At 41.9% G+C, this 13,714-nt stretch carries 15 protein-coding genes; 6 read left to right on the plus strand and 9 right to left on the minus strand.

The features are described from left to right. Window positions 1-96: 96 nt before the first annotated feature. Genes J7I96_RS19500 through J7I96_RS19510 form a run of 3 tightly spaced genes read left to right on the plus strand, consistent with a single transcriptional unit; the run spans window position 97 to window position 2,386 of the window. Window positions 97-936: a MetQ/NlpA family ABC transporter substrate-binding protein gene (locus tag J7I96_RS19500; protein WP_214925158.1), complete on the plus strand. Its 840-nt coding sequence runs from the start codon at window positions 97-99 to the stop codon at window positions 934-936. A gap of 36 nt (window positions 937-972) precedes the next feature. Then, a complete protein-coding gene (locus J7I96_RS19505; protein WP_214770323.1) occupies window positions 973-1,731 on the plus strand; it encodes a methionine ABC transporter ATP-binding protein in 759 nt (252 codons plus the stop codon). After that, window positions 1,724-2,386: a methionine ABC transporter permease gene (locus tag J7I96_RS19510; protein ID WP_214770326.1), complete on the plus strand. Its 663-nt coding sequence runs from the start codon at window positions 1,724-1,726 to the stop codon at window positions 2,384-2,386. Before J7I96_RS19505 ends, J7I96_RS19510 begins: the two co-directional genes overlap by 8 nt. A 41-nt stretch (window positions 2,387-2,427) precedes the next feature. Here the strand turns inward: J7I96_RS19510 and J7I96_RS19515 are convergent, their stop codons facing one another. Continuing rightward, on the minus strand, window positions 2,428-2,616 hold the full coding sequence (locus tag J7I96_RS19515; protein WP_214770329.1) for a hypothetical protein: 189 nt from the start codon (window positions 2,614-2,616) through the stop codon (window positions 2,428-2,430). 190 nt (window positions 2,617-2,806) lie between these two features. Here J7I96_RS19515 and J7I96_RS19520 point away from each other — a divergent pair, with 190 nt between their 5' ends. Then, window positions 2,807-3,556: a sulfite exporter TauE/SafE family protein gene (locus tag J7I96_RS19520; RefSeq protein ID WP_214770331.1), complete on the plus strand. Its 750-nt coding sequence runs from the start codon at window positions 2,807-2,809 to the stop codon at window positions 3,554-3,556. A gap of 94 nt (window positions 3,557-3,650) precedes the next feature. Here J7I96_RS19520 and J7I96_RS19525 read toward each other — a convergent pair whose 3' ends face one another. Together J7I96_RS19525 and J7I96_RS19530 are read right to left on the minus strand one after the other, a co-directional pair. After that, a complete protein-coding gene (locus tag J7I96_RS19525; RefSeq protein WP_214770333.1) occupies window positions 3,651-5,255 on the minus strand; it encodes an ABC transporter permease in 1,605 nt (534 codons plus the stop codon). Beyond that, window positions 5,255-6,172, minus strand: a complete 918-nt coding sequence (locus tag J7I96_RS19530) for an ABC transporter ATP-binding protein (RefSeq protein WP_214770336.1) — start codon at window positions 6,170-6,172, stop codon at window positions 5,255-5,257. The genes J7I96_RS19525 and J7I96_RS19530 overlap by 1 nt, the downstream gene beginning before the upstream one ends. Before the next feature lie 154 nt (window positions 6,173-6,326). Between J7I96_RS19530 and J7I96_RS19535 the strand changes: the two genes are divergently transcribed. Next, entirely contained in the window at window positions 6,327-6,914 is a 588-nt protein-coding gene (locus J7I96_RS19535) for a TetR/AcrR family transcriptional regulator (protein WP_095395155.1), read from the plus strand. A gap of 75 nt (window positions 6,915-6,989) precedes the next feature. Here the strand turns inward: J7I96_RS19535 and J7I96_RS19540 are convergent, their stop codons facing one another. The 6 genes from J7I96_RS19540 to J7I96_RS19565 form a co-directional block, all read right to left on the minus strand. Beyond that, window positions 6,990-7,688, minus strand: coding sequence for a GntR family transcriptional regulator (locus J7I96_RS19540; RefSeq protein WP_214770339.1), 699 nt, complete (start codon window positions 7,686-7,688; stop codon window positions 6,990-6,992). A 368-nt stretch (window positions 7,689-8,056) separates the two neighbouring features. Next, on the minus strand, window positions 8,057-8,326 hold the full coding sequence (locus tag J7I96_RS19545; protein ID WP_214770342.1) for a hypothetical protein: 270 nt from the start codon (window positions 8,324-8,326) through the stop codon (window positions 8,057-8,059). Between the two features lie 548 nt (window positions 8,327-8,874). Continuing rightward, complete coding sequence (locus J7I96_RS19550) at window positions 8,875-10,341, minus strand: aminoacyl-histidine dipeptidase (protein ID WP_214925164.1); 1,467 nt, start codon at window positions 10,339-10,341, stop codon at window positions 8,875-8,877. A 39-nt stretch (window positions 10,342-10,380) separates the two neighbouring features. Then, window positions 10,381-10,986 carry a VanZ family protein gene (locus tag J7I96_RS19555; protein ID WP_214770350.1) on the minus strand — a complete coding sequence of 202 codons (606 nt, stop codon included), beginning with the start codon at window positions 10,984-10,986 and terminating at the stop codon, window positions 10,381-10,383. Between the two features lie 227 nt (window positions 10,987-11,213). Continuing rightward, a complete protein-coding gene (locus J7I96_RS19560) occupies window positions 11,214-12,230 on the minus strand; it encodes an ABC transporter permease (protein ID WP_214770352.1) in 1,017 nt (338 codons plus the stop codon). After that, window positions 12,227-12,952, minus strand: a complete 726-nt coding sequence (locus J7I96_RS19565) for an ABC transporter ATP-binding protein (protein ID WP_214770354.1) — start codon at window positions 12,950-12,952, stop codon at window positions 12,227-12,229. The genes J7I96_RS19560 and J7I96_RS19565 overlap by 4 nt, the downstream gene beginning before the upstream one ends. 118 nt (window positions 12,953-13,070) lie before the next feature. On the opposite strand from J7I96_RS19565, the gene J7I96_RS19570 reads away from it, so the two are divergent. Further along, the gene (locus tag J7I96_RS19570) at window positions 13,071-13,670 is read left to right on the plus strand and encodes a TetR/AcrR family transcriptional regulator (protein WP_214770356.1); all 600 of its coding nucleotides are present in this window, start codon (window positions 13,071-13,073) and stop codon (window positions 13,668-13,670) included. Window positions 13,671-13,714: the final 44 nt, after the last annotated feature.

A 13,714-nucleotide genomic window follows, 5' to 3' on the forward strand; every position in this document is an offset into this window, starting at 1 on the left:
TACCGGATAACCGGCGGCATGAACAAAACTTGTTCATGCTTTTTTTATTCCTAAAAAAAGAATGAACCCTATACAAAAAAAGAAAAGAGGAATTCCATGAGAAATTCATTTCTGTTCATCATCATGTCTCTATTATTCGTCATGTTGCTTTCAGCTTGCAACAGCAACGGCAGTGAAAAAGCAGCGAGTGAGGGTGAAGCTAAGAAAGAAATTATTTTCGGCTTCACTCCAGGTCCTTATAGTGACCAAGTGAAAAAAGGCATAGAACCTTATTTGAAAAATAAAGGATATGCCGTTAAATACGTGGAAATCAGTGACCCAAACCAACCAAACTTTGCTTTGGCCGAAGGCTCCATCGATGTAAATGTATTTCAGCATACTGCTTTTTTCAAGAATTTCATCAATGAAAATAAACTGGAGCTTACCGAAACCATTAAAGTCCCCACAGCACCTATGGGCTTATATTCCGATAAGCATGACAGCAAGGATGAATTGAAGGATGGGCAAAAGGTGGCAATCCCGAATGATCCAGCTAACGTGGCAAGAGCATTAAGAATGCTTGAACAAATAGGGTGGCTTCAATTAAAAAAAGGATACGATCCCTTGACTGTCTCCAAAAAAGATATCATCGATCAAAAAGTGAACTTTTCATTTGTTGAGGTGGAACAGGCTCAAGTTCCCCGAATCTTACCTGATGTAGATTATGCGGTAGCCAATGGGTATACCATCTTGGTATCCGACCGGAAACTATCTTCTGCCCTTTATTTAGAGGATCCCCCATTTGAATATCAAAATTTTGTGGCAGTAAGAACCGAAGATAAGAACAAACGATTCGTGAAGGAAATCATTAACGCCTACCACTCCCCTGAATTTCAAAAAGCGATTGAAAGCAATACAGAATTTGAAGGATTTCACCGACCTGATTATTTTAAATGAATGGATATAAACGCTTTAAGATTGGGAGGTTCGAGAATGATAACATTTAAAAATGCAGGTAAAACATTTACTGTAAAAAACGAATTATTCACTGCCGTTTCCAATGTAAATCTGGATATTAAGGAGAATGAAATATATGGGATCATCGGTTTTAGCGGTGCAGGTAAATCGACTTTACTGCGCATGGGTAACCTATTAGAAAAGCCTACGGAAGGTACGATAGCAATAAATGATTCTATCCTTAGTGATTTATCTGGCAAACGGCTTCGAGAAGCACGCAACAAAATCGGGATGATATTTCAACATTTCAACCTCTTGGCAAATCGAACGGTACAAGGAAATGTTAGCCTCGCATTGGAACTTGCCAATGTACCAAAACATGAGCGAGCCAAAATTATAGCTGAATCCCTGCAAATCGTTGATTTATCTGATAAAGCCAATCATTATCCCGCGCAGCTCTCTGGCGGACAAAAGCAAAGAGTCGCTATCGCCCGTGCCATAAGCACAAGACCTAATGTATTGCTATGTGATGAGCCCACCTCTTCACTTGATCCGCAAACCACTCAATCCATCCTGGCCTATCTAAAAAAAATAAACGAAACCTATGGTGTGACCATCCTGATCGTGACTCATGAAATGGATGTAATTCGAAGGTTAGCAAATAGGGTGGCGGTCATGGAAAAGGGGAGAATCATGGAGGAATTGAACTTAGCGGATAATAGAACCATACCTACAACGAAAATCGGTAAAATTCTATTAAAACATGAATCTGAAGAGGTGAAGGTAAGTGTTTGATAATATCATTTCCTTACTTCCTGAAATTTATTTAGGTGCAGGCCAAACATTTTTAATGGTGGGAATAGCGATATTGGCAGCTATCTTATTGGGCCTCCCACTTGGTTTCATTACATTTTTAACTTCAAAGGAGCAATTACTCGAACAGACTATCTTAAATAACGTTTTAAACGCAATGATCAACACGGTCCGTTCCTTCCCATTCATCATTTTACTCATTGCTCTTATTCCATTTACAAGAACGATATTGGGAACTTCTGTAGGACCGCTGGCCGCCTCCATCCCATTATCGATAGCTGCAATTCCTTTTTTAGCTCGGCTTGTTGAACAATCTTTACGTGAGGTGCCAAAGGGAACAATTGAGGCAGCTGTTGCTATGGGTGGATCCCCCTTCCAGATCATTTTCAAAGTATTATTATTAGAAGCGCGTTCCGGTCTCCTGTTAGGACTAACTGTTACTGCCGTTTCTTTCATATCCTACTCGGCTATTGCCGGGGTCGTGGGCGGCGGGGGAATTGGCGACTTGGCCATTCGTTATGGATACTACCGTTTTCAGACTGACATCATGATAACAACCGTATTCCTTCTCATCATCATTGTTCAATCCGTCCAATTCGCCGGAAATTACCTTTCTGCTAAGCTTGATAAAAGGTGAACGCATTCATAGCCTTTCCTGGTGAGAAATCCAATGAAAGGCTATGACTCTTTCTTTAAATCTGCTTGTATGGAAAAAGCCTCCCTAAAAAGTATTGCCCGTAACATATTTTCCACAAACCACCCTTGGTTATCTTTATTAATCTGCAAAACAACCTTCACATCAAATTCAATTAAAGAGAATGTTTTTCTATCTTTATCACCACACAACACCACAAGGTGCACACCCACATTTTACCTCATTTCAGACTCCTAAGCGACGGAAATTAATCCTCGTACCTCTCAAAAGGTGAGCTAAACGCATTACAAAGAGTAATAAAGGCCTTGAATCACCTGTTTTAAATCATAGTTACCTCGACCAAATGAAATTTTGATATGATATAATTATAGAAGATTTATTGTGCTTTTAGGAGGTGAAAGAATGACGATCAGCAGCATCATATTGGTGGTGGCGGCAGTCTTTATCGGCGCCTTGATGCGGACGATGTTCGGGTTCGGTGAAGCGATTGTCAGCATGCCTCTGCTTGCCTTACTTCACATTCCGCTTAATACTTCGGTTTCCCTGATTGGATTGGCTGGTCTTACCGTCGCTTCACTAACCGTCGTTAGCGGATGGCGGCATATCGAACGCTCCGCATTAATCAGACTGGCAGCTTCAACGGTCATTGGCATACCAGCCGGCCTGGCTTTGCTCCATTACGCACCTTCTTTGATCATCACTTCTGCACTCGGTGTTTTTTTGATTGCATATGGAGGATATTCTCTTCTAAAGCAAAAACTTTTTCAGACTGTGGATAAACCATTACTTAACTCGAAGGGCTGGGTATGGCCGTTCGGTTTTGCCTCTGGTGCCCTTGGCAGCGCCTATAACCTTAACGGGGTGCCGGTCGTCGTCTATGGAACTTTGCGAAGATGGGACCCAGAGCGATTCCGCGGAACATTGCAAGCCCATTTCCTGATATCCGGAATCCTGGTCGTGACAGGTCATGCGCTAGGCGGACTTTGGACAGCCGATTCACTTATTCTTTACGCTTATTCCATTCCAGCCATATTACTTGCGACAGGTCTCGGAATCTTCATGAATAAGCGAATTCCCGCGAAGAAATTCGAAAGTTATTTATTCTTCATCATCATTGCACTAGGTGTACTATTATTGATTCCCCATGACTGATAACCAATAAAAGCCTGATTTCCCTTTGAAACAAAGGAATCAGGCTTTAGTCAGAAGACAATTTGGCAATAATAATAGAATCATAGTCGAACCATCAACCGCGGATATCCCGTTTGTTATATCCGAAAAAGCCTGCAGCCAATAATAAGATAGCTATGATTGTAAGCATGGATACTTTCATGAAGTCCATATCTTCAACAGGAAGCTTCGGAATATGGCCAAATGGCGTTAGTTTTCCCATCCATTCCGGGAATTGAAGCATTCCGCCTAAATAAACGACTAAGATTGAGTAGGTCAAGTAAAGCCAAGTCAAGCCGGATAATTTTGGTGCATATCCAATAAACAGCACGGCAATACCAATCATGATCCACATCGCAGGCAGGTAGACCATCGCTGCACTGAATATAGTGCCGAAAGCAACCCCTTCATCCATCACTGAATTCCCGACGACCCAAAGGCCGATGTCAGCAAGCGCAAGCATTAGAAAACCGCCAATGACGGAGATGATAAGATAGCTGCCCATAAGCCTTGTACGGGATACAGCACGGCTCAATAAATGTTCAGTATGGTTCTTTTTTTCTTCCCCTTTAAGCTTTAACATCGCCATTAGAGGCGGGATGGTGCATATCATGGCGATGACTGACATCAACATTGTCAAGAATTGTTCTGTCAGCGAATAGCCTTTCACTGGCGTCAATAGTTCGGCCATCATTTCATTTTTTGTAAAAAAGGATTCCAAATCACCTAAAACGGAACCGTAAGATGCACCCAAAATGAACATCCCGGCTGCCCAGGCGATCAATCCTGTACGCTGCAGCCTTAGCGCGAGCCCCAGCGGACTTTTTAAAAACGATGAAGCATATTTCCGGCCGGGCCTAGCCGGAATGAATCCAGCTTCCAAATCACGGATGGCATTCAAATATAGGGATAAGGCAACCAAAATGATTGCCGCACCGATCGTAAGGATGATTGGCCACCAATAATTATTCACATATACTTCTGAACTTAACACCCAACCCAATGGTGAAAACAAGGAAAGTGTTTCATTGCTGACATCCCCTATCGCCCGAATAAGATAGGAGAGAAGCAATATAGTGATGGAGTAACCGATCGTACCTCGAGCACTCTCGGTAAGCTGGGCAAATAATGCCGTTATTGCCGAGAAGAAAATACCGGTTGCCCCTAAAGCAGCTCCATACATAAGGGAACCTTCCAAATCCATGCTTTCTATCCCCAGAGCATACAATCCGAAACCCATTATTAACGCAATCAATGCATTCGTTCCAAACGATACGGAAATGGTTGCATATAAATTAGCCAATCGTCCAGCCGGCAAAGAACGGATCATTTCGATACGGCCGTCCTCTTCATCTGCGCGTGTATGGCGTGTAACGAGTAAAATACTCATTATTCCCACGGCCATAGCGGTTAACAGTAACATTTGATGCGCCATCATCGCTCCGTTTGTATAGTCATCCAGGCCATAACCTTTCCCCACCATCGCTGTCATTGCAGGGTTCTTCATCGTTTCTGCAATGGTTTGCCTTTCTAGCCCAGTCGGGTACAGATCGGTGAATGCCATCGCAACCATAAAGGAAAGCACGGATAAGGAAATGATCCAAACAGGTATCCGAATCCGATCCTGCCGTACGATGAATCGGGAGAGTCTTCCAGTATTATGATAGGACTGGTTCGCCATTATAACGCACCTCCCGCACCAGAATCACAAGTATTCCTTACACCTTCATAATGGCTCATGAATAAATCTTCCAATGTAGGCGGCGCGCTTTCCAATTTCACAATGCCAAACTGGCTTATATACTTCATGACATTATCCAATTCACCTGTATCCACTTGAAATGAAAGTGCCTGGTCTTTCATCACGATATCCCGAACACCGTTTACATTCCCTAAAGCAGGGATAGGCTGCTTCGTTTCGACAAGCAAGCTTGTTCTCGTTAAATGACGTAACTCATCCAATGTTCCCGTTTCAATGATTTGCCCTTGCCGAATGATGCCCACTCTATCGCATAACCTTTCCACTTCAGAAAGAATGTGGCTGGAAAGCAATATACTTTTTCCTTCATTTTTCGCGTCCATCACACATTCCTGGAAAACCCTTTCCATCAATGGATCTAGACCTGATGTTGGTTCATCCAATATATAAAGGTCGGCATCAGATGAGAAAGCAGCAATCAAAGCAACCTTTTGCCTGTTACCCTTTGAATATGTTCCACATTTCTTGGAGGGATCCAGATCGAATTTTTTTATTAGTTCTTCGCGTCTGCTTTTATTGTTCGTCCCGCGCAATTCAACAAATAGATCAATAACTTCCCCGCCTGTTAAGTTGGGCCATAGGTTCACATCTCCCGGTACATACGCGATTCGCTTGTGAATTTCAACCGCATCTTTCCATGCATCCCTGCCAAAAATCTTCGCTTCCCCATCCGTGGCCTTTAAAATCCCGAGCAGCACACGGATCGTTGTTGATTTTCCAGCACCATTGGGACCGATGAACCCAAATACCTCCCCTTTATTCACTTCAATGTTCACACCATTTAAAGCAGTGAACTTTCCAAACTTTTTCGTTAGATTAGTTGTTTTCAATACTGACATTCCTCATCCACCTCTTCCTCATTGAAAAAAATATGAAATATCTTAACTGATTTAGTTCATAATATACATAAGAAGAATTCCTGACAATAGTTTATGAACTAATTTTATTGTTCTATTACATATTTTTAATTAAACTTAGGTTGAGGTGAAACAAATGGACGGATTTCAACGACGCAGGGAACAAAAAAAATTGAATATATTAGAGGCTGCCTTAGCTTTATTCATGGAGTATGGTGTCCAAAAGATTTCGATTGGGGAAATAGCAAAAAAAGCAAATGTATCTCAAGTAACGATATATAATTACTTCGAAAGCAAACATAATCTAATTCATGAGGTTTTTGTTTATTATACAGATAAGGCCTTGGATGAATTTGAACAAATACTGGCCAGCAACATCGCCTTCCCTGAAAAAATAAAACAGCTCATGTTCACGAAGAATGAAACAGCCAAACAAATTCATGAAGATTTTTATCAATATTTAATGAAGGAATATACTTCCGGAATCAATTATATGGAAAAAATATATACAGAAAAGGCCCTGCCCCGCTTTATCGATCTGTTTAACCAGGGGAAGGAACAAGGATATGTTGATCCGAACTTATCTAATGAAGCGATTTTATTTTATATAAAGGCAATGAATGAATATATCCAACGGGAAGAGGTTTATCAAAGCATCCTGCCTTTGACTGAGGATATTATGAAGATTTTGTTTTATGGGATTGTTGGGGAAAAAGAGAAATGAATTTAAGAAAACACGGTGTGAATCGATATCTCCCATTCACACCGTATAATCTTATTCAAGAATTTCCTGCACTTTTTAAGTCAATGTTAATAATTTGGCTGAAGTGTAATTATATTTCTCGATTGATAAATCAAAAACGGCTCCCGCTTTTAAAAAGACCGTACTTTCAACTATTAATGTCGGATCCCCTGGCTGCAAGTCCAAAAGCCTGGCATCATCGTCGTTAAGTTTTTCACACGAAATGATTTTATCCGCAAAACCGATATTCAACTTCAAATCCTCGACGATATATTCATAAATGGAACCATTTGCAATTTCTTTATTTATGATGGGAATGATGTCTTTATTGAAAAAGGACTCTTCTATTACAATGGGTTGACCATTTAAATATCTAACCCTTTTCAGGTTATAGATTTTGGTTTTTACCTGGCATTTCATTCGTTTGGCCAATTTTTCATCGGCTTCTATTAATTCTAACTTCAACACTTTACTTTTCATTTCATCATTAGGAAAAACTTTGGTTAAGCCACCCATATCCCTCATCGAAATGCAGCCCGGTCTGGTAAATTCCCTAAGGAATATGCCGCTGCCTTGAACTTGATAGATATACCCCTGCTCAACCAATATGTTGATTGCTTTTCTAATGGTGTTCCTGCTCACATCGAACTTCTTCATCAACTCTTCTTCAGTTGGCAACTTAGTATTTAATGTATATTTTCCATCTAATATTTCCTTCTCCATTTGTTCTACGACCATTCTATACTTTACAACCATATTTCCATATACCTTCCTCTATACATAATGATTTAGAACAATAATTTACACTGAATGCTAGGTTTTCTTTACAATAGTTTATTTTATAACAATTGTAAAGAATCCTCTGTTTCTTTCAGACTGCAGAGAAATCCGAATTGGTCTGCAGTTTTTTCTAGAAAACATTCCAGCTGATTCCAGAAATCCGCTCCCTTTCCGCCGACTGTCTGCCAAGCCTCCTCGGCACGAGCGCCTGCGGGGTCTCGGCTAGCCAGTTTTTCGGCAGGAGTGTCTCATATTTCTTCCATCCAAGAAAGATTACAGGTGAAAAACTTAAAGGATAAACAGTCTAAAACTTGGTTCCGAATAGATCAGCCTGCAGTTTTTTATTAACATTCCAGCTGATTCCAGAAATCCACTCCCTTTCCGCCGACTGTCTGCCAAGCCTCCTCGGCACGAGCGCCTGCGGGGTCTCGGCTAGCCAGTTTTTCGGCAGGAGTGTCGCATATTTCTTCCATCCAAGAAGGATTACAGGTGAAAAACTTAAAGGATAAACAGTCTAAAACTTGGTTCCGAATAGCAGCCTGCAGTTTTTTATTAACATTCCAGCTGATTTCAGAAATCAGCTCCCTTTCCACCGACTGTCTGCCAAGCCGCATCAAAGCGAGTGCCTGAAGTGGAAATCAACGTTCCCATTTTACAAACCCACAAAAAAAAGACTGTCGGCAAACAAATATTATCTAGTTTGTGGACAATAGGGTTCTATCTAAATAAAACAAAGTTGATTGGAACGTAAGGTACGAGACTCCTGCAGGAATAGCGTAGCATGGGAACCCCGCAGGCGCGCCGAGGAGGCTCCCGCCCGCTCGCGGAAAGCTAGCGCCTGGAGTGGAAATCAACGTTCCCATTTTACAAACCCTCAAAAAAAGACTGTCGGCAAACAAATATTATCTAGTTTGTGGACAATAGGGTTCTATCTAAATAAAACAAAGTTGATTGGAACGTAAGGTACGAGACTCCTGCAGGAATAGCGTAGCATGGGAACCCCGCAGGCGCGCCGAGGAGGCTCCCGCCCGCTCGCGGAAAGCTAGCGCCTGGAGTGGAAATCAACGGTTAGATTTACTACACTCAAAAAAGAGACATCCAATCAATTATAGGATGTCTCCAAATCTATTGAATATCATTTTGCCGTTGCCCCAAACATTGTTTATAGGTCCTTCATCCGCTTTAATGTATAAACAAAATATTCCCAGTTGTTTATGGTCGAAGGGATGCTTAAGTGTTCTTCAGGTGTATGTACGGCAAACATATCCGGTCCGATCGAGACTGTATCCAAACCTGGTATCTTATCTATGAATACCCCACATTCGATCCCTGCATGCACAGCGATGATTTCAATTTCTTCATGATATTTTTCTTTGTATGTCTCTTCAAATAATTTCTTGAGTTTCGAATCAGGATTATAGGGCCATTCCGGATAATCCGCGTCAACCAATAGTTCGCACCCAAGCATGCCGGCAATGGCCTTTGCCTGTATGACCATATTATATTTGATGCTTTTGACCGAACTCCTGATTTCACTTTCGAATATCATTTCCGCTTCATTTGTTGTAACGACCCCTAGATTCGTCGAACTTTCGACTAACCCTTCTATTCCCATGCTCATTCCTTGAACACCATGCGGGATTATCAGTAATGAGGTAATGGCTTTAGTCACCGTCTCTTTGGAAAAAACGTTTGAAGACATCGTTTCGATTTTTTCAAACTTAATCGATATCTCAGGGTCGGAAGATTGCAGTTCATTTTTAAAAGTATCCTCCCATTTCTGGAGTCTCTCCTGTATCTTTTGAACATCTTCTACAGAAATCAATACAGTCGCTTCCGCTTCACGAGGGATTGCATTCCCCTTCAGGCCCCCGTTCATTTGCTGAATGCAGCAAGGAAATTCTGTCGTCAATTCATGTAATACTCTTCCCAAAAGTTTATTGGAGTTCCCTCTTTCCTTATGTATGGACATACCGGAGTGTCCGCCCTTCAACCCTTTAATCCTGATGTTATAAGATACAGCATCAACAATGGATGCCGATTCCCATCCGATTGGCAGGACCTGTCGCACGCGTATTCCTCCAGCAGAGCTAACCAGCAGCTTCCCATCTTCCTCAGAATCGATATTGATCATCATTTTCCCCTTGAAGTGAGCAGGATCCACGGCAAGTGCACCGTTCATTGTCGTTTCTTCTTCAGTCGTTATGACTATTTCAAGAGCGGGATGCGGAATATCATTGGCATCCAATAATGCCAATGCATAAGCAACGGCAATTCCATTATCCGCCCCCAATGTTGTATCCGTTGCATATAACATATCTCCCACAATCCTTAATTGAAGCGGATCTTTCTCAAAATCATGAAGCGTTCCCTTGTTCTTTTCGCAAACCATATCCATATGCCCCTGGATAATGACTGTAGGTGCACTCTCATATCCAATTGTGGCAGGCTTTTTGATCACCACATTCAGCGCCTCATCCTGGATCACCTCCAGGTTCCTATCCTTAGCGAAGCGAACCAGATAGTCACTGATCGCTTTTTCATTCGCCGATCCTCTCGGGATTTTGGAAATCGCTGCAAAATAATGAAACACCGGATGGCTCGATAATTCTTCTAACGTGCTATACATGGAAATACACCCTTTCTTTAAATATATTGATACTGCCTTTCATCCTTTAACTTTTCCAGAGAGCACCACGACTTTCTTGAACAAAGGATACAGAAGGTACCCTATGTAAACACCAATCATATTCAAGGTGAGGTCATCGACATCCAAACTTCCACGCCGAAAAACAAACTGACAGATTTCGATGCCCGAAATCGAAAGTAATGGATAAATGAATTTCCTTTTAGCGGAGAGCTCTTGCCCTTCCCTGGACAACAAATACAGACCGAATGGAATGAACAGTCCCACATTGGCGCTAAGGTTATAAAATGACACAAACCCGTTCGTTTCGTTCGATAAATAGGAAAGAATCGTAGAAAAAGGAATCAAATTATATGAATATACCTGCCCTTCTGGCCGAAAGAACAGCAAAACCATTAATGATAAACTGTAGCCAAACAATACTGCCTGCCACAAAAGACGCGGAACCCTGACCGTTTCACCTCGAAAATAAAGAACCGCAAACGAAACGAAAAGAAGGATACAAAACCAGACAACCATGATCACTAAAGGATTCAAATAGAGTAGAAGCTGAAGGAATAAAGGCAAACCGCACAAAAACAATGCTTGCGACAGCAAAAGGGAAAGCATGACCGATTTTAGAGACATATAACTCCCCCCCTTCTATTTATTTTCAAATCATTGCATATCCTTATATCCTAGGACAACTTTAACAGTCCGTCAACAAACTGCATAAACCTGTCGGTAGAAAACCGTCGAGGGGACGCCTTTTCGAATAAATCAACCGATGGGAAGGATAATTCGGCATTCTTACAGTAAACAAAAAGCCGGTTCCCCATGTACGGGAATCCGGCTTCTTTTGTAAGTTATTAATTTCATAGTGCACGGTATTTTTTTAAGCTAATGATATTGATGGTGATAAAAACGATGGCAAAGGCCAGGAGAATGAGCAGATCCAGTAAGACCTCATTGAACGTGAAACCTTTGTACATAATGCCATTCATGGCATCCGATGCGTAATAGAGAGGCATGACCTTGCCGATTTTTTGGAGCCAGTCTGACATGCCATCCAATGGGAAAATCCCTGTAAAGAAGACTTGCGGCACGATGACCAACGGAATGAATTGCACCATTTGGAATTCGGATGTCGCGAAACTCGATAGTAATGTACCAAGCGATAATGCAACGAGCGCGACCAGTATATTCGTCAGTAAAACGAGCCAAATGGAGCCAACAAGGACGATATCCAATACATTGACCGCATATAGTACGACAATTATGGTTTGAATTAGAGCAAATAAGCCATATCCGATCACATAGCCCGCTACGATTTCGTATCTTTTAATCGGGGTGGCAAGCAGCCGTTCCAACGTACCACTTGTACGCTCCTTCAAAAGTGCAATTCCCGCTATTAAAAATACAAAGAAGAATACGAAAAAGCTGACGAGCATCGGACTGAAGGTATCAAACCCCTTTGTGTTGGCATCTCCGTAAACATATTGCTCCTCAATTGAAGGAGTGATTTTTTCATTCCCTTGCAAGCCCTGCATCATCTGCATTTGAACGGCCTTTGCCCGGGTCGGTTCGTCGTTCAAAAGTGTGAGTTCCATTTTGCCATTTTCAACATGCAGCCAGCCATCCGTATCCTTTTCAATCATCTTTTCCTGTGAGAATTCCTCAGCATCCGTCACTTGAAAATCCGCTTTTTTCAATGCTTTAACGATCGTTTCATCACTGCCTGTAACAACGATTTTCAAAGCACTCGCCTCTGTATCGAAAATAAAATACATGAGCGTTAAGATGAGCAATGGAGCCAGGAAAAATAAAGCGAGCGTCCTTCGATCCCGGCGCATCTGCTGGGTAATGCGAGTTACAAGAGAGGCAATTCTCATTTTAGGCCGCCTCCAATCCTTAAAAAAACATCATCAAGCGTTTCCGCGGCAAATTGAGTTTTTAAAGCTGCAGGGGTTCCTGCCGCGATGATTTCACCTTCACGCAGCATCGCCAGTTTATCGCATCGCTCCGCTTCATCCATCACATGCGTCGTGATGATGATCGTCTTATCATCTTCATTCCTTAAACGCTCAAGTTCCTCCCAAATCGATTGTTTCAGCAAAGGGTCTATTCCTACTGTCGGTTCATCCAATATGAGAATATCCGGATTTTGGATGAGTGCAACCGCAAGTGAAAGACGGCGTTTCATCCCCCCTGAATAATGGGCAACCCGAACGTTCAAATCATTCGTCAGCTGTACGATTTCAGCTGCATATTGGATGCGTTCCCTTCGTTCCTTTTTCGAAAAACGGTATAGCTTCGCAAAAAATTCGAGGTTTTCAGCTCCCGTCAGTTCTGTATATAAAGCATCGGACTGTGCCATATAGCCAACATCCATTAACAGTGCTTCATTTGGCACTTCATGATCCAGAACCGTGACTTTACCCGCATCGGGCTTAATCAATCCGACAATCATTTTAATCAAGGTCGTCTTTCCGCATCCGGATGGACCTAACAAGCCAAAAATTCCGCTTTTTTCAATATTCAGGCTCATTGGCTGAATGACCTTCTTCTGCTGAAAACCCTTAGCAATTCCATCAATGGAAATCGCAAATTTCATTGCACACACATCCTCCCTCTTTAATTAACACGGTGTTGAGTGTATCATCATTCTAAGGTAGCATTCGGTCTAATACAATCAACACATTTGGAAAAATGTTCAGTGAAGGAGACATTCCATGGCATCGATTCATGAGGATATGGTACAAAAGACGAAAAAGCAGATACAACATCATTTTATTGCACTCATTGAAGCAGAGGGGTTCTCACATGTATCAGTTAAGAAAATTGCAGAGCGCGCCAATATTAATCGGGGCACATTCTATTTGCACTACACAGATAAATATGAATTGATGGATCACTTACAGCAGGAATTGTTACATGAACTTCAAACACGCATTACTGCCATTTTGCCGAAAGAGGCTTTTTTGGCCCTTCATCAACAGCAACTTTACCCGCCTTTCATAGCGATTTTTCAATTCATCAGTGAACATGCTCACGCATTAAGGGCCATTCTTGGTGATCAGGGCGACCCTTCTTTTGCGAAAAAAATAAAAAGGGTTTTCGGTGAAGTACTGTTGGAGCGTTTGATCAGCCTGCATCCAGCAGCTAAAGATGAAGCATTCCGCATGTATATGCACGCCTTCCTGACATCGGCGATTTTAGGAGTGATTACTGAGTGGCTGGAGAACTGTGAAGAACAAACGGCGGAAGAAATGGCGAAAATCCATTTTCAAATCTTGAACTTCATCAGCCATTTGCGCACATTCATCCAATGAACGATTCATTAAAGGCATGTACCATCAACATGCCTTTAAATCCG

The organism is Bacillus sp. ISL-78, assembly GCF_018613455.1.
Taxonomy (GTDB): Bacteria; Bacillota; Bacilli; order Bacillales; family DSM-1321; genus Peribacillus; species Peribacillus frigoritolerans.